Here is a 21,844-nt window from a genome sequence, read left to right as displayed (position 1 = left end):
TCGTTCGCAATCCGCCCAAAAGCTTGTCAAAAATTACCATTGCGGGGAAATTACGTCAATAGTACTGACATAATTTCCCTCTATGGACGGAGAAATGATGACGGATCGAAGCCCAGCTGCCGGAAAACCGATCAAGACGGCGATCACCGACGAGGACGGCATCGACTTCGCCATCATCGAACTGTTCTTCTTTGCCTACCGCGATTTCACGTCCGATCCCGACCAGATCCTGGCCGATTACGGCTTTGGCCGCGCCCATCACCGGGTGCTGCATTTCGTCAACCGCCGGCCGGGGCTGACGGTCGCCGAACTGCTCGACGTGCTCAAGATCACCAAGCAGAGCCTGGCCCGGGTGCTGAAGCAGCTGATCGACACCGACCATATCGTGCAGTTGCAGGGCCCGCGCGACCGCCGCCAGCGTGAACTCTATCCGACGGCCAAGGGCCGCGCCCTGGCGCTGGCCCTGGCGCGGCCACAGTCACGCCGCATCCGTGCTGCATTGGAAGATTCCGGAGCCAGCGAGCGCCCCTTGATCGAAAGATTCCTGGAAGCCATGGTCAATCCGGAACTAAGGGCGCAGATCGACATTGTGCCTGCAAACATGTCAGGGAAAAGCCATGGAGACCATTGACAGGGTGGACCAGCCGGCGGCGCCGGACGATGACGCGCCGCATCTGCTTGTGGTCGACGACGACACCCGCATCCGCAATTTGCTCAAGCAGTATCTGACCGAAAACGGTTTTCGCGTCACTGTCGCCGGAAATGCCGGCGAGGCCAGGCGCAAGCTCGCCGGGCTCGACTTCGACCTCCTCGTCCTCGACGTCATGATGCCGGGTGAAACCGGCGTCGACCTCACCAAGGCGCTGCGTGAGGAGAAGAACGTACCGATCCTGATGCTCACCGCGCTGTCGGAGACCGACAGCCGCATCACCGGGCTGGAGGCCGGCGCCGACGATTATCTGCCCAAGCCCTTCGACCCGCGCGAGCTGATCCTGCGCATCAACAACATCCTGCGCCGCGGCGGCCCGGCGACCACGCCCAAGGTCGAGCAGCTGGTCTTCGGCCCCTACACCTTCCAGATCGCCAGGCGCGAGCTGAAGCGTGGCGGCGAGGCGTTGAAGCTGACCGACCGCGAGCAGGAGATCCTGGCGATCTTCGCCGCACGCGCCGGCGAAACCATACCGCGCCATGAACTGGTCGGCGACGATTCGGAAGTCGGCGAGCGCACCATCGACGTCCAGATCAACCGCCTGCGCCGCAAGATCGAGCGCGATCCGTCCAATCCGGTCTGGCTGCAGACGGTGCGCGGCATTGGGTACCGGCTCAGCGTGGAATAGCCGCGCCTCGGCCGGGCGTTTTCAGTTGCTTGCTGGCTGCCCTCAAACCCAAGCTGTTTCCCCACCACGGACATCACCTAGCCATCGATCTGGCACTCCGAGCACCGCACTGATCGCTATGTGCGGCGCCATTTTCGGACGAACGCCTTCTTGATGATTGGGAGCGGTGGCGGTTCGGCGCTGATAATTGTTGGTGACGCCGGTTTGTTTACAACAGCCGCAAGGGGGAACGCCACGGCGCCAACAATCAATCCAGCCGCCAACCAGGCAACTGTCGACCGGTAATCCTGCATCATAGCCCACCCTGAATAGGCAGATAGAATGCCAGTTCGGCATTAAGCAAAGATTACGTCGGCCCGCCCTTCGTAAATCGGAGCGGACTACCGAGGTTCAATTAAGCTGATCCAGGATTCCCGAGCTGGTCGCCAGCACCACACTTTTGTAGATCAGAAATGCTATCGTACAGATCGCGGCTATCGCGATCGGCACTCCGAATGGCACCACGCCCTTGCGGTCCAAATGCTGGACAACGAGCCGAAAGGCGCTCTCAGGCAGCATGAAGGGTCTTTTCACAATCGCCGCGGTGGCGATGGCGAAAACCAGGAGCAGCACTGAAAACACAATGAAATCGCGGCCGCCGATCAGGAAGGGCACGACAGCCATTAATTTGACGTCACCGGCGCCGATCTTGCGTAGCACCCAGAACGGGAGTAGCGCGACGAACAACACCAGTCCGGCCATTGCGCTCAGCCCCATCTCAAACCACGATCCGGATTGGAGCGACAGCAGCAGCAGGCTTCCCGCTCCCAGGCAAAGCAGCAGCAGCACGTCGCGGTTAGAGATCTTCCGGGTGGTGAAGTCGAGCCAGGCAATCCTTGCCAGCAGCGGGATCGCGAGCGCTTGCAGCAGCAGCGATTCGACTAGCAACATGCTAGCGCTCGATATTCTGCACGCTGGATGACAGCAGCTTCAGATTGTTGGCGACAGTTGGATCGTTAGGCGCCAGTTCATAAGCCTTGAGGAAATTGCTGCGTGCGTCCTGCAGCTTGCCGCGCAGCAGGTAGGAATAACCGACATTGTTGTAATATTCCGCCGTCGGGCCAACCAGCTTGAGGGCTCGGGCATAGGCCCGGTCGGCTAGATCGAAGCGGTGGATCCGATCGCTGCAGGCAGCCAATCCCATCCACGCGTTGCCGTCATTGGGCGACAGTTGCGTCGCCTTGAAGAACAAGGCGCCGGCATTGCCGTAATTTTCCGCTCGGAACTGATTCTTGGCTTCGGCCACGGCCTGGTCCGAGGCGTGATATTCGACATCGCTGACCGTCTTCAGCCCGTCGAAAGCATCGCCGAAGGACGTTACGTCGCCCTTCGACGGCTCGTTGGTGCGGACGACACCGTCGGTGGCGTCCGTCTGGCAGCCGGCAAGCACTACCGTCAACAGGCAGGCTGTGACAGCGATAACCCGTTTCATATAGTTCCCCTCGAGGGTCGTCCCCGACTCACATTAGGACCAAAGCATGGACGTAACTAGAAGAAAAGGCCCTTCATCCGGATGATGACCGGCAACATGATTACCATCAGCACGACCGGAAAGATGCACAGCCCCAACGGAATCATCATTTTCACGGGCAGTGAGTTGGCTTTCTCCTCCGCGCTCAGAATCCTCTGGTCTCGCATCTCTTCGCTGTAGACGCGCAGTGCGTCCGTCAGGCTGGTGCCCAGTTCTTCCGATTGCCGGAACAGCACGGCCAGCGACCTTGCTTCTTCAAGCCCAATACGGTCCGCGAGTTCACGCAGCGCCTCGCGCAAGGGCTTTCCCGCCCGCAATTGGAGATTCATGATCGCAAGCTGGATGCCCAACCATTTATGGGTGCCGGCCAACTCCGAGCCAACTCGCTCGACCGCTGCCTCCAGGCTCATCCCGGCGTCGGCGCAGGTGATCATCATGTCCATGAAATCCGGGAACCCGCGACGGTAGGTTTCCTTTTGGGCATTCTCGAAACGATCGAGCAGAATGGCTGGTATCACTATGCACCCCAATCCCAGCAGGGCTGAGCCGGCAATGGCGAAGTACCCGGGCAGATGTGGTGGCAACACGCGCGGCAGAAGTGCGTAGGCAACCAAAAATCCGACACACACGACGCCGAGTCGCGACAGCGTATAAATCAATGGAGCGCTCGCTTGATAGAAGCCGGCGCGGAAGAGCTTTGCTTCAAGCGCACTCGGCTCCTGGCGCTCCTTCTCCATCGTTCGAAAGTATGCGTCGACCGGCCGTTGCGCCGCGATCTTGGCCAACTGTTCCTGACCGGCGAGCGAGCGAGGATCAACCGCACCTTCGCCCATGAGGCTTTTCGCAACGAGCTTTCGCGTCTGCAGGGCCGGCAAGAAGACAAGCGCGCCAAACAGGAAAAGGGCCACCGCAGCCACGAAAACAGCGACGGAGACCAGAAAGCTCAGGTCGTTGATGTTGGAAAGCAGGTTGATCGCACGCTCCTCAAAAGTCGAAGTTGACCATTCTATACATGATGTAGTCGCCCAGCAGAGCCCATGTGCCAAAGCCCAAAAACACGGGCAAAATCAGCGGATCGTGCCACACCTTGCCATAGTACGACGGAGCAAGGACCTGAAGGATCAAGAACATCACGATTGGAAACAGCGAGATGATCCAGGCCGAGACCCGACCCTCGGACGAAAGCGCTCTGATCTTCATTCGCAACTTCTGCCGCTCACGCAGAACCGTGGAAAGATTAGCCAGGATTTCGGTAAGATTGCCGCCGGTCTTGGACTGGATGGAGAGCGATATCGAAAGCAGGTGAAGGCCCTCGAATCCGACCCGCTGAGACAGTTTCCGAACGGCCTGTTCAATGCTTAGACCGAAGGTGATCTCGTCGGAGACGATGCCGAATTCGGTCCCCAGGGGATCAGGCATCTCGCGCGACACAAGGCCAATGGCCACCGAGGCCGGATGTCCGGCGCGCAGCGAGCGCACGATCATGTCGAGAGCATTCGGGAGTTGCGTCGCGAACTTCAGGATTCGCTTTCTGCGTGCGCGGCGAAGCATGAATACGGGCAACGCAAACCCGACAATCATGAATACAATGAGTGCCATTATTGCCGACAATTGGAAGAGGAACGACAGCAGCAGCGCTAATGCCAAGCCGGCACAGATAAATATACCGGCGAATGTCATCGGGTTTCCGGTGATGCCGGATTGAGTATAGAGCCTGTTCAGTGCGACCAGCCCAAAAAGAAAGTCACCCGATTCCGTCAGCCCCCGCTCGCGCAGCAGGTTTTGCAAAGTCCGTTCCGCCGGAACTTTGTCAGACAATAGCCTCAACCGACGATTGATGGCGCCGACCGCGGCACGGCGACCGGAAAAGGAAAGATACAGGGCCTCGCCGGCAAGGATGACCGACGCCGCCGCAAGGACGTATATAAAATAGAGCAATGTCTGGCCGGACGGCATCAGAGCGCAACCTGCGGATTGAAGGCGTCCTTGCTGAAATAATGCCCTAGCGTTGCCGCTTCCGCCGCAAATCGGGGCCTAACACCGGTGGCCCTAAATTCGCCGATGATCGTACCGTCGGCAGCGACATCGCGCCGGATGAAATGATAGATTTCCTGCAGTTGCACGACATTGCCCTCCATCCCAGTGATTTCCGAGATTGATGTCACGCGCCTGCCGCCGTCCGACAGTCTCTGTGTCTGCACGATGATGTCGATGGCCGAAGCAATTTGCGCCCGGATGGACTCGTGCGTCATCGGCATTCCGGCCATGCCAACCATCTGCTCCAAGCGCGAGATCCCATCGCGCGGTGTGTTGGCATGGATGGTGGTCATCGAGCCTTCATGGCCGGTGTTCATCGCCTGCAGCATGTCGAAGGCTTCCTCGCCGCGCACCTCGCCGACGATGATGCGATCGGGGCGCATGCGCAGAGCGTTCTTGACCAGCTCGCGCTGGCGAACCTCGCCTTTCCCCTCGACACTGGGCGGGCGTGTCTCCAGCCGGCCGACATGCGGCTGCTGCAGTTGCAGTTCCGCCGCATCCTCGATGGTGATCAGGCGCTCCCTGGACGGGATGTAGCTCGACAGCGCATTGAGCAAGGTCGTCTTGCCGCTGCCGGTGCCGCCTGACACCAGGATCGATTTGCGCGCCTGCACGGCGATCTGCAACAGGTCGATCATCGGCTGCTTGATCGAGTTGAGCGCCATCAGGCGTTCAAGCGAATAAGGATTCTTCGAGAATTTGCGGATCGACACCAATGGGCCGTCAACCGAGATAGGCCGCACGGCGATGTTGACGCGCGAGCCATCCTCCAGCCGCGCGTCGACCATCGGCGACGATTCATCGACGCGGCGGCCGATGGCGGAGACGATCTTGTTGATGATGCGCAGCAGATGCGCCTCGTCACGAAACCGGATTGCCGTCTCTTCAACCAAGCCACGCCGTTCGATAAAGACGCGCTTGTGGGTGTTGATCAGGATATCGGTAATGGAATCGTCCTTGAGCAACGGCTCGATCGGCCCGAGCCCTAGCATCTCGTCAGCCGTGTCGCTGGTCAGTTGATCGAGTTCGCGGGCATTCAGCGGCACGTTTCTAAGGCGAACGAACTCGCGAACGATCGGCCGGATCTCATTCAGGATCTCGTCCTTGGAAGCGCTTTCAAGAGCGGTCAGATTGAACCGATCGATCAGGTGGCGATGAAGCTCGACCTTGAGCGTCAGGAAAGCGTCCGCGCCCTCGGCGACCACCGTCGCTGGAGACGGAACGCTGGGCATCACCGCTACGGGCGCCGGCTCCTGCGGCGCCCGCGTCTCACTCGGTCCCTTTATGAAACGACCTAACATCTTCCGTAAGTCCCCAATGCCGCTGAACTGATACTATTCACTGGCCACAAGGAGTTCGCAAAGCGGTTCATTCCATAGGTAAGTAAGGTCGTGATCACGCCTGTCTGGCCTCCGGCTGCTGCTCCGATGATTGCGCATCTTCGTAACCCGTTTGTTGCAGAGTCTCGAGTTTGGCAATCAAATGGACCGCTTGAATCGAGACGGCGGCGACCGCGAATCCCGCAAGAATATCGACAAGGTAGTGACCGCCCTCTGGCAGCGCGGCGAGTATCAGGATGGCGTTCAACAGATAGACCGGGGGCGCCACGTAACGAATGCCTCGCACGGAATAGGCAAATATCGCAGCCAGTACAGAGTGGAACGACGGGAAGGTCACAAGACCCTCCGGATACCGGATCAGAAACGGCTTCAACATCCGAAGTGCGTGGAGCTGTTCAAGGTGCCGCGGTGAGGCATCGGAACCAAAAGAACTCAAAAGATCCGGCGAAGGATGGTAGAAATCGAAAGTCCCCGCCGCCGGCACCACCATCATGATCAAGCAGGTCAAACAACCGGCCAGCCCAAAATGCGCGGCGAATTCCTTTAGCCGGCCCGAGCGGGCGGTCAAGGCAAGGATGGCTGGCAACAGCAGAAACTGAACCTTCAGGCTGAAATAGGCGGACGAAAGTACCGGCACGATCCAAGGATGTTCATTCAGCCGCCCGACATATGCCACCCAATCGAAGCCCAGGGCAGCGTCGCCCGCCGCCAAATATACGTCCATCAAAGGACGGCTGGTTGCGGTTGCCAAATAGGACAACAACAAAATTTCGATCGAGAAGAGAGTGATTACGCTCAATGTCACGATCAGATTCTGGAGCCTGCTTGCGACATCGCTCAACATGTCGCGATAGCGAAAGGGAGTTTTGCGAAGTTGGTAACGCATCGCGCCAAGCGCAACCCACAGCAGGACCATAGGCATTGCCGAGATCGCAGTCCGACGCCAAAGAACCGGCTCTACGCTTACGGTCGAAAACGGGTACCAGATCAAAACTGCAGCAGCGAGCCCTGCGAGCAAGGCCAAAACAAACGCAGTGAGCTGACGGCCCCGAAAACTGGCCGCTCTGCCTTGAGTTGATTTATCCTCCGAACTTCCCGTGGACCTAGCGTGAGGCAGATCAGCAGTCACGTCGCATCCATGATGCGACACCTGCATGACCACCTGCTCCCCACCCATTGCCGACCGGCCCACCACGATGTCTTAGCCCCCGCTAATTCGTGACACGGAAACTAACTGTTAACCACGCATGGCACAAGCGCCGAGCCAGGCCGCGAGCAGCCATTACTTACGGCATAGTTAACAAAAAGCGCAAAAAAATCGTTTTTATTTGGCGACACGCCACGACCCGGCAATCGACCGGTCGCTCACGGAACATGAACGGTTGTAATGCACTAGGCCGGGTCGATGCCCCCTCGGTAAGCCCTTATATATAAAGGATTATGCATAATAACTAATTATGCGATACCGAATTCGGATGTGTGGCCAAATTGTGAACGAATGGTTAAGGAGCTTGAAAAAATTAATCGAATCAAGCTGTTGTAAAAATCATCTCGGCCTTGAGCCAGGTATTGGAAGGTTAAGGAACTGTTAATCCGTTTGACTCTGCTTTTTAGCGGGACCTAGGATTGAGATGACGGGGGATGCTTGGGTATGGATTTCATCCTTGGCTCTGTCTCGTCGGGTTCAAACCTCCAAAGGGAGAAATTATCATGAAGAAGCTCATGACGATGACCCGGCAGTTCCGCGACGACGAAAACGGCGCTGCCATGGTTGAATATTCCATCCTTGTCGGCATCATCGCTGCGGCGTCGCTGCTGGCAATCCTGGCTATCGGCGGTTGGGTTGGCGATCAGTTCACCGGCCTGTGCGCCAACCTTAACACCAAGGGTGTCACGGCGGCTGGCGGCGCCGGCGGCGATTGCACACCGTAACCATAAACTCTTGGGTCGGGACCGCTCGGTCCCGACCCAGGCTTTCTGCATCACGAAAACTAGCATCGCCCTTGGGGGGCGATTTGGGGTGGGAAGATGCGCGCCAATACACTCATCATGATTATTCTCGCCGGCGTGTTCGGCGTGCTGGCGGTCGTGCTTGCGAACATCTGGCTGGCCGGCCAGCGCAATGCGATGGCACAGTCGAATGGTATCCAGCGCGATACGGTCGTGGTAGCGGCAGTGCCGTTGAAGTTCGGCGATACACTCAGCGCAGATAAGCTGCGCGAAATTCCCTGGCCGGCGGGCGCAATACCCGCAGGCGCGTTCAAGACGACCAAGGATGCCCTGGCCGGCGAAGGCACAAGGCAGGCGCTGCAGGCGATCAGCGCAAACGAACCCGTTCTGGCCAGCAAGATCACCGGCCCTGGCCAGCGTGCCACGCTTTCGGCGGTGCTCGGGGAAGGGATGAAAGCCGTATCCATCCGCGTCAACGACGTGCTGGGAGTCGCCGGCTTCGTCTTCCCGGGCGACCGGGTTGATGTGTTGTTGACGCGCTCGGTGCGCGGCGATGACGGTGTCGACAAGAGTTTTGTCGACGTTCTGCTGCAGAGCATGAAGGTACTCGCCGTCGACCAGGTCGCTGACGTGAGCAAGGACAACCCGACGGTGGTTAAGTCGGTGACGCTCGAAGCGAGCACAAAGGACGCTCAGAAACTGACGCTGGCCGCCGGCGCGGGGCAACTGTCTCTCGCACTACGCCAGGCTGCCGCCAACAAGGGTGAAACGACCGAACGCGTCACGCTTTCCGACCTGAATGGCGAGACGCCGGACGATGTCGCAAGGAGGCAGGCCGAACTGGATAAACAGGCCGCGGCCGACGCTGCAGCCGCCGCCGAACGCCAGCGCGCGGATGACAAGATCGCCGGATTGGAAAAGGCCGTGGACAGGGTGGGAAATCAGCTCGACGAGTTGAGCAAGGTCAAGCCGATTCCGGCCGTGGTGACGGCACCCGCATCGAAAGAAGTCGTCAAGGAAGTTGTCAAGTATTTGGAGCCGGCGCCGCCGAAGAATGTTACAGTGGGCGTGTTTCGGGGCGTGAAGCTCGAATCCTATGACGTGCCGCGACAACCATAAGGGGGCGCGGCGAAGCGTCGGCGGCAGCAGTTGGGGAGATGGGGATGCAGGGGTTTCGGATGAGGGTTGCAGCGGCCGCGCTGTGTTGTTTGGCTGCGCTGCTGACGTCGAGCCTTGGGGCTGGAGCAGCCGACCGCTTCATCGACGTGTCGAACCCGAGCGTCCATCGCGTCTTCCTGCCGATGTCACAGTCGGTGACGCTCCAGGTAAGCGCCAATCTCGGCGATATTGTCGTCGGCGACGAGAAGATCGCCGATGCCCAGCCGATGACCGATCGCACGCTCTATGTCATCGGCAAGAGCGCCGGTACCACCACGGTCAATCTATTCTCGCCTGAGAAGCGCTCGCTAGGCGTCATCCAAATCGAAGTCGGCGTCGACGTCAGCGACATGGCGCAGGCGATCCGTCAGGTCGCGCCCAGGGCGCGCATCGAAATCGGTTCGATCAACGGCAAGGTCAGGCTCGGCGGTCATGTCAAGGATGGCGCCACGCTGGCGTCGATCCTGGAAGTGGTACAGCAGTATGGCCCCGACGCGATCATCAATTCCGTTATCGTCGACGACAGCCAGCAGGTGAATCTTGAAGTCCGCGTGCTTGAGGCCAAGCGCAATGCTGGGCGCGATCTCGGCGTTTCTATCAAGAGCACAAATGGCAGCGGTACTACCCGTACAGGCACGGGCGATGCGGCCGTCGACGAAGATGGTGTGGTGCTGGGACCGGGGAACCTGCTCACCGGCCTGCTTTCGAACACCAATCCCTTCGCGGCGCTGATCACCCGCGTCATCGACAGCAACATCAAGGTCGACCTGATCATCGAAGCGCTCGAGGCCAAGGGCGTCGTGCGCACGCTGGCTGAACCCAATCTCACCACCTTGTCCGGCGAGCCGGCCAGCTTCAACGCCGGCGGCGAAGTGCCTATCCGCAGCATCGGCACGGATGGCCTAGTCCAGATCGATTTCAAGCAATTCGGCGTCAACCTTACGTTCACGCCGATCGTGCTCGACGACGGCAAGATCCATATGAAGCTGGCGCCGGAAGTGAGTGACCTCACCGGTTTCACCACTGCCGGCGACCCGATCTTCACCAACCGCAAGCTGGCGACAGTGGTCGAGTTGCGCGACGGCCAGAGCTTCGCCGTCGGCGGGCTTCTGTCGAGCAAAACCACCAAGCTTCAGAACCAGGTGCCGTGGCTCGGCCAGGTGCCGATTATCGGGACGCTGTTTCGCAATTCGAGCAACCAGAAGGAAGAAACCGAACTGGTGGTCATCGTCACGCCGCATGTCGTGCGGCCGGTTAAGCCCGGCGAGCAACTGGCGACACCGTTCGACAAGACGCGGCCTGCCAACGACCCGGAGTTCTTTATCCTCGGGCAGCTCGAGGTGAACAAGGATATGATCCGAAAATATGAAACGGGCGACGGCGTCACCGGCCCCTACGGCCACATGCTCGACTTCAAATCGAAGGACAAGATGCTCTATGTCAAGAAATAGCGCCCTGATCCTCATCCTGAGCGCCGCTGCGCTGTCGGGCTGCGCCGCGGACTATCTGAACAACTACGATTCGGTGACCTTGGCCGCCGGCGACACGCAAAAGTTCAATTCGCTGCTGCAGACGGTCGACCCGCTCAACCCGGCTTCAAAGAACACGAAGATCGAAGGTGACGGCACGCGCGCCGCCAATGTTGCCGAGAACTACAAACATCCACCTCCGCCGCCGGCGCCGCCGCCTATAACGGTCAATGTCGGCAACTCGGGTGTGACAGCGCAGTGAACTGAACGGAAGGATGCGGAGGGCGCCGGGCATGCGAGGGGGCCTGGCGCAAGGTGAGAGAGAGTAAGGTCATGTTGGGGGCCATTCGTGCGTTCTGGAATGATCAACGCGGCGTAGCGATGATCTTCGTGGCGATAATGTTTCCGGTTCTGATCGGTTTTTCCGTGCTGGCGATCGATATGGCCCGGCTCAACGGGCTCCACAACGACCTGCAAAAGGGCATTGATGCGCTAGCGCTTGCCACTGCGGCGGAGCTGGACGGCAGATCGGACTCCATCACCCGAGCCGAGTTGGCGAAGACAACGCTTCTCGCCAACAAAACCAAGTTTTCAACCGCCGACGATCACACACTCTCCACGGCTGATGTGACCGTTAAATATCTGACCGGAATACCCGCCAGCGACGACATCACTTTGACTGCTGATGGCGTCGACTCCACTGGCCATGATTGGTCAAGCACCGACCCGAAAGCGGTGCAGTTCTCCTTAGTGACGGTGAATGCGTCCGGTTTGGCGGATGGTGCCGGCGCATTTGCGACGATCTTTCCGGCAAGCATGCTTGGCAGCGCCAACACCATGGACATCCAGCCACAGGCAGTGGCCGGGTTCGTTCAGTCGATCTGCGAAACCGTGCCGATCTTCATGTGCAACCCGTTCGAGACTGCCGATCCGTTGACCAGCAAGACCATCCAGCAAGCCTTTGCATCGGGCGATACCTACAGCCGCGAGTTTCGCATCCTCAAGGTCGACAGCAATCCTGGCCCCGGCAATTTCGGTCTTCTCGACAACGGCCTGACTTCGGTACAGGAGGGCATGGCTAGAGGGACAGCTGGCACCTGCTACAGCCGCACCGCGCTCACGTCCAAAACTGGCGTCACCTTCGGCCAGGTCAACACCGGGATCAATGTGCGGTTCGATCTCTACCAGGGATCCTTGAAGAACAACAAAGACCTCGGCTATCGCCCAGCGAGCAACGTGCGCAAGGGTGCCAGCAAGACCAGCAATTGCAACAAATACGATGTCGCGACCGATGGTCCGCCGCCGTCCGCGATGGCGCTGCCGCCGGGAACTCCTTTCGACAATTCCAAAGGCATGAGTTCCCCCATCAGCTCGAACACCTTCTGGAATTCCTACTGGAGCATAAACCACGGCACGGCCTATCCCGGCTCGGCGGTCAAAAGCTTGACGAACCCGACCGGAGATATGACCAAGCCGGCATCGCGATACGATGTCTACAACTACGAAATTGCCAACGATAAGGTCAAAGACCAATCGCCGGCCCCGTCCAAGGAAAAGGGAACGCCTTCGTGCTTCAAAGGCGACCTGACCAAGGCAGACCCGAGCCGGCGTCTGATGAACATGGCCATCATCGATTGCAAAGCGAACCAGGCTAAGCTCAACGGGCATACCCAAGTCAAACCGGACGGCTATGCGAGTGTTTTCCTGATAAGCCCCATCCAAAAGGATGACCCCAAGGATGAGGACGACCCTGAGGGTACTGGTAAAGAGAAGGCAATCAGCCTGGAGATCGTCGATGTCGATGGCGGGTTTGCAAACAACACGCTTGTAGACAAAGCATTCCGCAATGAAGCCCAGTTGTATCGGTAGGGCGACATGACTAGGTTCGGCAAAATCATCCGGCGGTTCAAAGGCGACGAAAATGGCGCCGCCTTGGTGGAAGTCGCGATCACCATACCACTCGTATTGCTGTTGTCGGCCGGCGTGTTCGAGTTCTCCAACGTTCTGAACACGCGCCTGCTCCTTGAAGCGGGCGTCGAAGACGCAGCCCGCTATATGGCGCGCTGCAGCAGCGACTGGGCTACTTGCCAGGGCCGGGCACAAAACCTTGCGGCGAATGGTGCCGTTACAAACGGCAGCGCAAGAGTTCCGGGATGGACCCCGGATAAAGTCTCGATCACCAAGGCTATTTCCACCGCTGCGGTCGATGGCAGTGGCACCGAACTCTACTTGAGTAGCACCGGCACCGTTGTTGTCGTGCAGGTCAGCACCGAGTTGCCATACAACGGCATCGTGTTCTGGGATTATCTGGGCCTTGGAACCCTCAACATCAACGTATCGCATCAGGAGCGTGTCTTCGGATGGTGATGCAAAACCGAAGGTTCTGCGCCGAGCAGTCGGGCGCTACAATGGTCGAAATGGCCATCGCTCTGCCATTGCTGCTGACGCTCCTGCTCGGTTTCGTCGACTTCGGCTACGCCTTTTTCCAGTGGAACGCCGGGAACAAAGCCGTGCAGGCCGGCGCAAGACTGGCGCAGATTTCTGCCCCTGTTGCCAGCGGGCTTGTACTTGAGACGTTGACGCAGAGCGATGTCACCAAGGTCGGCACCGCAGTGCCTGCAAACACCTACAACTATATCTGCACGGCCAATGCCGCTGGAACCGTGTCTTGCACTTGTGGTGCAGGCGCTACGTGCCAGAACCTGAATGTGAGCCAGGCCACATTTGATTTCATTTTCAGCGGCAACGGCAATCGGGCCGGAATGCAGAAGTTCCTGCCAACCTTAATGAAGTCAGAGGTACAGATACAATATCAGGCTTCCGGCCTCGGCTATTGGACGCGTCCCAGCGGGCCGGTGCCGACCATCACGGTCAGCATCACCAACCATCCCTTTCAGTTTTTCTTCCTGGCCGGACTGCTCGGATTCGGAAACATCACCATGCCCTCCATGCTGAGCACGGTTACGGGCGAAGACATGAAGAGCACCTGGCCATGAATGCCATCAACACCAAGGTGACACCGACCAAGCGAAAGCAGGTGGCGCTGTTCTCGTCGGATCCGAATTTCAAGCGCGATGTGGCGACGCGGCTCGATGCGCTGGCAATCTACGACGTCAGGGTTTCCGAGACCGGCGACTTCCTTAGGGGTCCGCCGGCCGACACGCGCCCCGGCATCGTCATCCTCGACCTTGGCAATGGCGGGTTGCTCGGCCGGCCGGACATCGTCGAAGCGCGCGCCCTCTGGGCGACCGTGCCGCTGATCGCGGTCTCCGACGAGCTGTCGTCGGAGCAGACGCGCGTGCTGGTGCGCATGAACGCTTCGGACTGGCTGCACAAGCCGCTCGACGGCAAGGAACTGCTGAACGCGGTGACTTTCCACGACACCGGCAACCAGGGAACGAAAAGCCGCATCATCACCTTCATCAGCGCCAGCGGCGGCGCCGGCGCGACGACGCTCGCTTTGTCGGCGGCAGAGCATCTGGCGTCGAAATCGACAGAACGCGGGGCTTCCACCTGCCTGGTCGACCTCGATTTCCAGAGTGCCAATTGCGGCGCCTATCTCAACCAGTTCAACCAGTTCGACCTCGGCGGCATCATCGGCCAGCCGGAGAGGCTCGACGTCGAGCTGATGGATGTCATCAAGCTGTCGCGTCCGTCCGGGCTGACGCTCTATTCCTTCGAGAGGCCGCAATTGCCTTTCGAGCCGCAGGGCGCCGATTTCGTGTTTCGGCTGCTTGACCTCGTCGCCTACCGGTTCGACGACATCGTCATCGACCTGCCGAACATCGAAACGCGCTGGCACAATTCCGTGCTGTCGACGAGCGATGAGATCTTCATCGTCTTCGAACTCAACGTCGCCTCGCTGCGGCAAGGCAAGCGGCTCTACAAGAAGATCCGTGAATTGCGTGGCAATGCAGTAAGCATCACGCTGGTCGCCAACAAGCACAAGCGCAAATGGTTCGGGAACCACTTTTCGCGCAGCGAGCTGGAAAAGATTTTCAAGGCGCCGCACATCAAATCGGTCGCGCTGGACAATGCGCTTCTGGCCGATGCGTTGAACCGTGCTATCCTGCCTGCCGAGGTGGATGGGCGTGCGCGCTTCAACAAGGACCTGAAGCGGATGTTCAAAGAGCGGCTTGATGACGCTGCCAAATAGGTATCGGCCAAGTGGGTATCGGATTGGCCCGGGATTGGCCTGCGTCATGGGCATGGCGCTGGCAATGTCCGTCCAGGGCTTCGCCAGCGCGCGATCGGCACTTTCAGATCGGCCGCCGCTGCCGGCAATGGGCCCCAGCCTGCGCAAGACTGTCGCCTTCGAGACCACGGAACAGCCCGGAACGATCGTTATCCGCAAGGGCGAGAAAGCGCTTTATCTGGTGACCCGACAAGGCCAGGCGCTTCGCTATCAGATCAGCGTCGGACGGGACGGATTTGGCTGGACCGGGGTCGTCAAGGTGGGGGCCAAGACCGAATGGCCGGAATGGCGCCCGCCCCGCGAAATGCGCGCCCGCCAGCCGGAGCTGCCGCAAATGGTGCCTGCCGGCCCCTACAATCCACTCGGCGCCAGGGCGCTCTATCTGCTTCGGGACGGGCGTGACACGCTCTATCGGATACACGGTACCAACGATCCCTCGGGGGTTGGCTTCGACGGAACATCGGGGTGTTTTCGCCTTACCAACACCGATGTGATCGATCTCTTCAAGCGCGTCGCGATCGGCGCAAAGGTGGTGGTTCAATGACGATGATCAGCGAACCGGACATGCCGGCAATCGAGATTGGGACAGCAGCCCGCATTGAAGAGCAGGCTGTCGTTGGGAAACCGAACGACAAAAGCATTATCGGCGCGGTCATCATCGGCACGTCCCTGCTCACCCTGGTGAACATAATAGCCGCGGTTTATCTCTACCGCGGCATCAGCGATATGCGCGTTCTGGAAGGGCGCCTGCAACAACTCGGGACGTTCGAACAACGAATCGGGAGCCGGCTGGACACGGTCAACAACGGTTTTCAGAGCCGATTTGAAAAACTCGACAGTCAACTGCAGAGCAGCTTTGGTGAAATCAACAGGAGCATAGCCCGGCTGGAACAGAGCCAGCCTCTTGCGCGTGACGACGTCATGTCGAGCGCAGAGGAACCCTCCGTCGACACGACCAGCAGCATGGCGGAGGCACCCGCCGTTCTCGACGGTGAAGGTCCGACCGAGCCCAGCGTTGTCGATGCGCCGCGCCCGCCGAAAAACAGGATCGCGGCTGCAGCGCCTGCCCCAAGCCCCAACTACCAGCGCATACAACAGGCCGACGGCAAGGTTTACTACAGAAAGATCAACTAGCGCTTGAAACGTGGCGCGGCCCTAGAGATCCCGCTGCAGAGCAACAAGCCTCACGGCCAGCGCTTCTGAGCGCTGTCGGCTTTCGCTGAGGAAGGCAACATGACAATAGGCGCATGCTATTACACCCAGAAACAGCACAAGGCTGTTCTTCAAGGTGAAATCGACCATCAGTGAGAATGGAAGACCCCCGGATACCGTGAACGAAGCGATCGTGCTTGCTGTTTCGGAATGGCTGGCGACGGCGATCATCAAACCGGCAAAAAGCAGGGCGACGTGATTTGCAATGAAGAAGAAGGCAGCCGACTTTCTTGTGCGGCACGCCATCCAGCAAACGATCGACAGGGCGGCCAGGATGGAGGCATCGAGAACCATCGACGCCCCCAGAAAGAGATCGATCTGTTGCCAGAACATCGTCGACAGCGGCCTTAGTTCCAGCCAGATCCGCCACATTGTGGGACTGGCCGGATAGGCTCCCAGCAACAAGGCCGCCATACGTTCCCCAGCCAGGATCAGCAGGATCAGAGCTGGGAAGGCAAAGAGCATTATCGACTTGCGCTTCATGTCACCCTCGACAATCTGGCATTCAAGATAGAGCGCAGAGATTACGCGAGGCTTAACGGAGCGTTGCTGGTCCCGCGGCAGCGCGGCCAGCCGCGAAATTGCGGCCTGCAAGTCGAAAGAGCCATTCGCCATCAGTTGTTTTGGCTGAGCACGAGCGTCACCACTTTCGGCTCGACTCGTTGCAGACATCGTTCCGGAATATTGGGCCACGTCGCCTTGGCGCATCCCTCGTTTCCGCCCGACGCCAGTGCGAGCCAGCGTTCCGACTTAAGGTCTTGCTCGGTGGTCGACAGGAAGACCTGTGTAGCCAGCGCGGTCGCCATGGACACCTGGACGAAGATAAGGGCGTAGGCGAATCGTCTGATCATCCGCTCGCAACGCCCAATCCGCGAAGTGGTTCCAACGTCGCGACGCGCGGGTGTACGCTTGATCACGATTCTTGCGCTTCTGCGCCCTCCGGTCATCCGCCGCCATGCCACGGCTGTTCCAGAACCGCTCAGCGTGGAATAGAATGCCTGCGACGGTCGCCGTTTGGCCATAGACGAGTGCCATCGACGAGCGACCAGCGGAAGGACACATGGCGACCACGCAACTGGAACGGCCGAACGGCTTTGGCGCGCGCTTATCGCGCGCGCTGAAAGCCATGCCGCGCGCCTGGAACCGGTTCTGGCGGCTGGTCGCGCTCTATATGCCAAAGCGGCTCTATGCCCGCTCGCTGATCATCGTCATCGCGCCAATGATCCTTCTGCAGTCGGTCGTCGCCTTTGACTTCATGGAACGCCACTGGGCAACCGTGACGCAGCGCCTGTCGCAAGCCACCGTGCGCGACATTGCCGCCATCATCGACATGATCGAGACCTATCCGCACGATGGCGACTACGCCAACATCATCCGCATCGCGCAGGACCGCATGCAGCTGAAGGTCGACTTGCTTCCGCCCGACCCGCTGCCGGCGCCCGGTCCGAAGCCCTTCTTCTCGATCCTGGACGACGTCCTCTCGAGCGAGATCACGCGCCAGATCAACCGCCCGTTCTGGATCGACACCGTCGGCAATTCCAACATCGTCGAGGTCCGCATCCAGCTCGAGGGCAAGGTGCTGCGCGTCTTCGTCCGCCGCAGCCAGGCCTACGCTTCCAACACCCACATCTTCCTGATCTGGATGGTCGGCACCTCGCTGGTGCTGCTGACCATCGCCATTCCCTTCCTGCGCAACCAGATCCGGCCGATCCTGTCTCTGGCCGAGGCCGCCGAAAGCTTCGGCAAGGGCCGTCCGATGCCGCGTGACTTCCGCCCGCGCGGCGCCGAGGAGGTTCGCCGCGCCGGCTTTGCCTTCATCCAGATGCGCGAGCGCATCGAACGCCAGCTCGAACAACGCACCGCCATGCTGACCGGCGTCAGCCACGATCTCAGAACCATCCTCACGCGCTTCAAGCTGCAGCTGGCGCTGGCCGGCGGCAAGCCCGAGACCAAGGCGGCGCTCAACCAGGACATTGACGACATGCAGTCAATGCTGGAGGGCTATATCGCCTTTGCCCGCGGCGAAGCGTCGGAAGACGCCGGCCATTTCGATCTTGAGGCCTATTTCCAGAAGCTCGGCGAGGAGGCGTCGCTGCACAAGCGCAAGCTGTCGACCACGCTCGCCGGCGACCCGGACGTGCATGTGCGCCCGCACGCTTTCGCCCGGCTGTTGTCCAACGTCGCCGGCAATGCCTTGCGCTATGCCAAGACGGTGGAGATCAGCGCCGATCACGGCCGCGGCTCGCTCGTTGTCACCATCGATGATGACGGTCCGGGCATTCCGCTGGAAAAGCGCGAGGACGTGTTCAAGCCGTTCGTGCGGCTCGACGAGGCGCGCAACCTCGACGCCAGCGGCACCGGCCTTGGGCTCTCCATCGCCCGTGACATTGCCCGCAGCCATGGCGGCGACATCATGCTGGATGACAGCCCTCTCGGCGGCCTGCGGGCCGTGATCAAGGTGCCTGCCTGATCAGAGCATGATCCCGAAGGCGGGCCTGGCCAAAACCGCCTTCATCCGCCCGTCATGAAATCATGGTCAAGAGCGCGCATGAAGCGCGCGACCTCAGTTGATTCGGCTCAGCCGCCTCACTTCGACCTCGTGCCTGCCCGGGTACGCTGGAGCGAAGCGAGGGCAGCCGCGTGGGTGCCGTTCCGCCGTCGCATCAAGGCAACCGACGATCCGAGCAAAGGGCCGCCATGCGCATCCTGATGGTTACCGACGCCTGGCGCCCCCAAGTCAACGGTGTCGTCCACACGCTGGAGCGGCTCACCGAAACGCTGAAGTCCTTCGACGTCGAGGTCGACTTCCTGACCCCGAACATTTTTCGCACTTTGCCTTTGCCGACTTATCCCGACATCAGGCTGGCGCTGACCACGCCCGGCAAGGTCGCGCGGCTGATCGAGGCGCGCAAGGCCGACCACATCCACATCGTCACCGAGGGACCGCTCGGCATCATGGCGCGGCGCTATTGCCGCAACGCCGGCCGTCCCTTCACCACCAGCTATCATACCCGCTTCCCCGAATATCTCAGCGCCCGCCTGCCGGTGCCCGAGAGCTGGGCCTATCGCTGGCTGCGCGATTTCCACAATTCGGGACAAGGCACGCTGGTGGCCACCCAGTCGCTGGCCGACGATCTCGCCGCGCGCGGTTTCAACAAGCTGCGGCCATGGACGCGTGGCGTCGACACCGATCATTTCCGCCCGGACAAGAAGAAGGACCTCGGCTTTCCCGGCCCGGTGTTCCTGTGCGTCGGCCGCGTCGCCATCGAAAAGAACCTGAGCGCCTTCCTCGATCTCGACCTGCCCGGCAGCAAGGTGATCGTCGGCGAAGGACCGGAACTGGCCAAGCTCAAGGTGAAATATCCGCAGGCGCACTTCCTTGGCCACCGTCCGAACGACGAACTGGCCGAAATCTACGCCTCGGCTGACGTCTTCGTCTTCCCCAGCCGCACCGACACCTTCGGCAACGTCATCATCGAGGCGCTGGCCAGCGGCACGCCCGTTGCCGCCTATCCGGTCACCGGGCCGATCGACATTGTCGGCGACGGCATCGGCGGGGCGGTGTCGACCGATCTGCGCGAGGCCTCGCTCGCCGCGCTAAACGTTGACCGCGCCCAGGCGCGCGAACGCGCCATGCGCTACAGCTGGAAGGCGTGTGCTGAGATGTTCATGGACACGGTCGAAGAGGCGCTGGGAACGTCGCGCAAGCTGGCGGCCTGACGCTACTTTCCTAGAACAGTCGCCCGCCGTCCGGCACCTTGCGCTCGATGGCGCCGAGCACCACGGCGCCCTCTTCGTCGGGAAAGCCGAGCGTCAGCACTTCGGACATGAACGGGCCGATCTGGCGTGGCGGAAAATTGACCACCGCAAACACCTGCAGGCCGATCAGCGTTTCCGGCGCATAATATTTGGTGATCTGCGCCGAGGATTTCTTCACGCCAATATCGGGGCCGAAGTCGATCTTCAGCTTGAACGCGGGCTTGCGCGCCTCGGGGAACGGCTCGGCCTCGACAATGGTGCCGGCGCGGATGTCGACACGATCGAAATCGGCAAAGCTGATCTCGGGCTTGCGCGCGCTGCTCGAACTCATTTTCTTTTCTTAGCGACGATCAGGCGTTGCCATAGGTCTCGAACAGCACGCCGGCCAGCGCATCCTTGGCCGAGGTCCCTGACCAGACGACGAACTGAAAGGCCTGGAAATAGCATTCGCAGGCTTCCAGTGCCGACGACAAAAGCACCTCGACCTGCTGGCTCGACGGTTCGACCCCGCCGGCGAGCAGCAGCGACTGGCGAAACATGATTGCGCCCTCCTGCTCCCACAGATCGAAATGGCCAAACAGCATCTGCTCGTTGATCAGCGACAGAAGCCGCATCACTTCCAGCGCACGGGCTTCCGGCACCTTGATGTCGAACGCGCAGGCCAGATGCAGCGCCTCGAAATCCTCCATCCACGAGAAGGAAACGTGATAGTCGGTCCAGCTGCCGGCAACCGAGATCGAGATTTCGTCATCGCCGGCCCGCTCAAAGGACCAGTCATTGTTATGGGCCACCTGCTCGATGACATCCACCGGATGGATTTCACGGGAGAATTCGAGTTCGAGAAGTTCCATGGAATGCTTCCTGTGTTCAGGGGAGCGCCACACGCTCCGCGGGGCACACACGACGAACAATCTTGTCTAGAACTCGGACGGCCAGGACTTCACGACACAAAGACCCCGGACCGGACCCCACCGCCCGGCCGCATGACCCTGCTCCGAATCATGCAACAAATTCAGTCTATTGATCGGGAGTCGCGTGAACAGCCTAATTTTTCGCACTGCGTCATCCGCATGTGGAAAGGCGCTGTCACAAAGATTCATGCATTGCCGGTAAACGATTCACGGCAAAGCACTTTTTCGGATTGCGCTTTGTGGAAAAGTTTAAAGATTATTTTTTTGCTTTGGGCTTTGCCGCCGCCGCCGGTGCGGCCTGCCCGGTCAATTCGGCAAGCCTGGCTTCGAGCGCGTCGATGCGGGCAGCCAGCCTGGTGTTCTCTTCCCGGGCCTTGGCGGCCATATCGCGGGCAGCCTCGAACTCTTCGCGCTGCACCACGTCCATGGTGTTGAGGATGCGTTCGGCCTGCCCCTTGAAGGCAGTCTCGACCTCGCGGCGCACGCCTTGCGCGGCGCCGGCGGCATCGGTCATCAGCTTGGCGAACTCATCGAGAATGCGGTTCGGTCCGGTCGACATGGCAAATCCTCGCTTGCTCGAATTGACGTAGTGGCGCTGGGCGCGGAATGCAAGAAGGTTGAAGCCTGGTGCGGCATCGCACCTCAACGGCCAGCCTGTACGGAATGGCGCTACATCGCCTATTATTGTGCTTCCTCTCACTCAGGATCAACCAATGGCAACGCCTCCGCGCCGACCGACAAATCCGATGCAAGCCGCAGAGGCTGCCTTCAAGCCGGTCAAAAAGCCGGCGCCACCAATTCGCGAAGCCTCGGCGGCACCGAACGTCAGGGAGCTCGTTTCGATCAGGATCGATCGAGCCGTGCTCGATCATTTCCAGGAAGACGGCCCCGGCTGGCAGGACAGGATCAACGACGCGCTCAGGCAATTGGTCGCCGGCAAGCCGAAGGGTTGAGCCCTCCATCTGC

At 60.0% G+C, this 21,844-nt stretch carries 26 protein-coding genes; 15 read left to right on the top strand and 11 right to left on the bottom strand.

Features of this window, described 5'->3' with window-relative positions; genetic code table 11:
* Positions 1-97: 97 nt before the first annotated feature.
* On the top strand, positions 98-631 hold the full coding sequence (locus ACWGTO_RS21940; protein ID WP_112561176.1) for a MarR family winged helix-turn-helix transcriptional regulator: 534 nt from the start codon (positions 98-100) through the stop codon (positions 629-631).
* On the top strand, positions 618-1,337 hold the full coding sequence (locus tag ACWGTO_RS21935; RefSeq protein ID WP_454576897.1) for a response regulator: 720 nt from the start codon (positions 618-620) through the stop codon (positions 1,335-1,337). The genes ACWGTO_RS21940 and ACWGTO_RS21935 overlap by 14 nt, the downstream gene beginning before the upstream one ends.
* Positions 1,338-1,727: 390 nt before the next feature.
* Here ACWGTO_RS21935 and ACWGTO_RS21930 read toward each other — a convergent pair whose 3' ends face one another.
* The 6 genes from ACWGTO_RS21930 to ACWGTO_RS21905 form a co-directional block, all read right to left on the bottom strand.
* Positions 1,728-2,267, bottom strand: coding sequence for a prepilin peptidase (locus ACWGTO_RS21930; RefSeq protein WP_454576896.1), 540 nt, complete (start codon positions 2,265-2,267; stop codon positions 1,728-1,730).
* A 1-nt stretch (position 2,268) separates the two neighbouring features.
* Positions 2,269-2,808, bottom strand: a complete 540-nt coding sequence (locus ACWGTO_RS21925) for a tetratricopeptide repeat protein (RefSeq protein WP_454576895.1) — start codon at positions 2,806-2,808, stop codon at positions 2,269-2,271.
* A gap of 56 nt (positions 2,809-2,864) precedes the next feature.
* The gene (locus tag ACWGTO_RS21920; protein WP_454577015.1) at positions 2,865-3,815 is read right to left on the bottom strand and encodes a type II secretion system F family protein; all 951 of its coding nucleotides are present in this window, start codon (positions 3,813-3,815) and stop codon (positions 2,865-2,867) included.
* Between the two features lie 16 nt (positions 3,816-3,831).
* Complete coding sequence (locus ACWGTO_RS21915; protein WP_454576894.1) at positions 3,832-4,332, bottom strand: type II secretion system F family protein; 501 nt, start codon at positions 4,330-4,332, stop codon at positions 3,832-3,834.
* A gap of 470 nt (positions 4,333-4,802) precedes the next feature.
* Complete coding sequence (locus ACWGTO_RS21910) at positions 4,803-6,185, bottom strand: CpaF family protein (RefSeq protein ID WP_454576893.1); 1,383 nt, start codon at positions 6,183-6,185, stop codon at positions 4,803-4,805.
* A 94-nt stretch (positions 6,186-6,279) separates the two neighbouring features.
* Positions 6,280-7,140: a phosphatase PAP2 family protein gene (locus tag ACWGTO_RS21905; RefSeq protein WP_454576892.1), complete on the bottom strand. Its 861-nt coding sequence runs from the start codon at positions 7,138-7,140 to the stop codon at positions 6,280-6,282.
* Between the two features lie 794 nt (positions 7,141-7,934).
* On the opposite strand from ACWGTO_RS21905, the gene ACWGTO_RS21900 reads away from it, so the two are divergent.
* The 10 genes from ACWGTO_RS21900 to ACWGTO_RS21855 all read left to right on the top strand — a co-directional run bounded on the left by ACWGTO_RS21900 (position 7,935) and on the right by ACWGTO_RS21855 (position 16,130).
* Complete coding sequence (locus ACWGTO_RS21900) at positions 7,935-8,156, top strand: Flp family type IVb pilin (RefSeq protein WP_454576891.1); 222 nt, start codon at positions 7,935-7,937, stop codon at positions 8,154-8,156.
* Positions 8,157-8,252: 96 nt separating this feature from the next.
* Positions 8,253-9,293: a Flp pilus assembly protein CpaB gene (gene cpaB / locus ACWGTO_RS21895; RefSeq protein ID WP_454576890.1), complete on the top strand. Its 1,041-nt coding sequence runs from the start codon at positions 8,253-8,255 to the stop codon at positions 9,291-9,293.
* Positions 9,294-9,337: 44 nt separating this feature from the next.
* Positions 9,338-10,783 (top strand): type II and III secretion system protein family protein, encoded by a 1,446-nt coding sequence (locus ACWGTO_RS21890; protein WP_454576889.1) that lies wholly within the window; start codon positions 9,338-9,340, stop codon positions 10,781-10,783.
* On the top strand, positions 10,770-11,063 hold the full coding sequence (locus ACWGTO_RS21885) for a hypothetical protein (protein WP_454576888.1): 294 nt from the start codon (positions 10,770-10,772) through the stop codon (positions 11,061-11,063). Before ACWGTO_RS21890 ends, ACWGTO_RS21885 begins: the two co-directional genes overlap by 14 nt.
* 71 nt (positions 11,064-11,134) lie before the next feature.
* Positions 11,135-12,670 carry a TadE/TadG family type IV pilus assembly protein gene (locus tag ACWGTO_RS21880; RefSeq protein ID WP_454576887.1) on the top strand — a complete coding sequence of 512 codons (1,536 nt, stop codon included), beginning with the start codon at positions 11,135-11,137 and terminating at the stop codon, positions 12,668-12,670.
* Positions 12,671-12,676: 6 nt separating this feature from the next.
* Complete coding sequence (locus ACWGTO_RS21875) at positions 12,677-13,168, top strand: TadE/TadG family type IV pilus assembly protein (protein ID WP_454576886.1); 492 nt, start codon at positions 12,677-12,679, stop codon at positions 13,166-13,168.
* Positions 13,162-13,797, top strand: a complete 636-nt coding sequence (locus ACWGTO_RS21870; RefSeq protein ID WP_454576885.1) for a TadE/TadG family type IV pilus assembly protein — start codon at positions 13,162-13,164, stop codon at positions 13,795-13,797. Before ACWGTO_RS21875 ends, ACWGTO_RS21870 begins: the two co-directional genes overlap by 7 nt.
* The gene (locus tag ACWGTO_RS21865; RefSeq protein ID WP_454576884.1) at positions 13,794-14,957 is read left to right on the top strand and encodes an AAA family ATPase; all 1,164 of its coding nucleotides are present in this window, start codon (positions 13,794-13,796) and stop codon (positions 14,955-14,957) included. The genes ACWGTO_RS21870 and ACWGTO_RS21865 overlap by 4 nt, the downstream gene beginning before the upstream one ends.
* Entirely contained in the window at positions 14,941-15,540 is a 600-nt protein-coding gene (locus tag ACWGTO_RS21860; protein ID WP_454576883.1) for a L,D-transpeptidase, read from the top strand. Before ACWGTO_RS21865 ends, ACWGTO_RS21860 begins: the two co-directional genes overlap by 17 nt.
* The gene (locus tag ACWGTO_RS21855) at positions 15,537-16,130 is read left to right on the top strand and encodes a hypothetical protein (protein WP_454576882.1); all 594 of its coding nucleotides are present in this window, start codon (positions 15,537-15,539) and stop codon (positions 16,128-16,130) included. The genes ACWGTO_RS21860 and ACWGTO_RS21855 overlap by 4 nt, the downstream gene beginning before the upstream one ends.
* 21 nt (positions 16,131-16,151) lie before the next feature.
* Here ACWGTO_RS21855 and ACWGTO_RS21850 read toward each other — a convergent pair whose 3' ends face one another.
* The gene (locus ACWGTO_RS21850) at positions 16,152-16,691 is read right to left on the bottom strand and encodes a hypothetical protein (protein WP_454576881.1); all 540 of its coding nucleotides are present in this window, start codon (positions 16,689-16,691) and stop codon (positions 16,152-16,154) included.
* Positions 16,692-16,822: 131 nt separating this feature from the next.
* Complete coding sequence (locus tag ACWGTO_RS21845; RefSeq protein ID WP_454576880.1) at positions 16,823-17,059, bottom strand: hypothetical protein; 237 nt, start codon at positions 17,057-17,059, stop codon at positions 16,823-16,825.
* A gap of 209 nt (positions 17,060-17,268) precedes the next feature.
* On the opposite strand from ACWGTO_RS21845, the gene ACWGTO_RS21840 reads away from it, so the two are divergent.
* Both ACWGTO_RS21840 and ACWGTO_RS21835 read left to right on the top strand, forming a co-directional pair.
* Positions 17,269-18,678 carry an ATP-binding protein gene (locus ACWGTO_RS21840; RefSeq protein WP_454576879.1) on the top strand — a complete coding sequence of 470 codons (1,410 nt, stop codon included), beginning with the start codon at positions 17,269-17,271 and terminating at the stop codon, positions 18,676-18,678.
* Between the two features lie 227 nt (positions 18,679-18,905).
* Positions 18,906-19,928 carry a glycosyltransferase family 4 protein gene (locus ACWGTO_RS21835; protein WP_454576878.1) on the top strand — a complete coding sequence of 341 codons (1,023 nt, stop codon included), beginning with the start codon at positions 18,906-18,908 and terminating at the stop codon, positions 19,926-19,928.
* Between the two features lie 10 nt (positions 19,929-19,938).
* Here the strand turns inward: ACWGTO_RS21835 and ACWGTO_RS21830 are convergent, their stop codons facing one another.
* The 3 genes from ACWGTO_RS21830 to ACWGTO_RS21820 all read right to left on the bottom strand — a co-directional run bounded on the left by ACWGTO_RS21830 (position 19,939) and on the right by ACWGTO_RS21820 (position 21,437).
* Positions 19,939-20,298, bottom strand: coding sequence for a tRNA-binding protein (locus tag ACWGTO_RS21830; protein WP_454576877.1), 360 nt, complete (start codon positions 20,296-20,298; stop codon positions 19,939-19,941).
* Positions 20,299-20,317: 19 nt separating this feature from the next.
* The gene (locus tag ACWGTO_RS21825; RefSeq protein WP_006202532.1) at positions 20,318-20,818 is read right to left on the bottom strand and encodes a type III secretion system chaperone family protein; all 501 of its coding nucleotides are present in this window, start codon (positions 20,816-20,818) and stop codon (positions 20,318-20,320) included.
* 316 nt (positions 20,819-21,134) lie between these two features.
* On the bottom strand, positions 21,135-21,437 hold the full coding sequence (locus ACWGTO_RS21820) for an accessory factor UbiK family protein (RefSeq protein WP_023711152.1): 303 nt from the start codon (positions 21,435-21,437) through the stop codon (positions 21,135-21,137).
* Positions 21,438-21,591: 154 nt separating this feature from the next.
* On the opposite strand from ACWGTO_RS21820, the gene ACWGTO_RS21815 reads away from it, so the two are divergent.
* Positions 21,592-21,831, top strand: coding sequence for a BrnA antitoxin family protein (locus ACWGTO_RS21815; protein ID WP_454576876.1), 240 nt, complete (start codon positions 21,592-21,594; stop codon positions 21,829-21,831).
* Positions 21,832-21,844 lie beyond the last annotated feature (13 nt).

Source organism: Mesorhizobium sp. PL10 (genome assembly GCF_053714315.1).
Note: the sequence above shows the minus strand (reverse complement) of the source record. Positions and strands in the feature narration are given on the sequence as shown.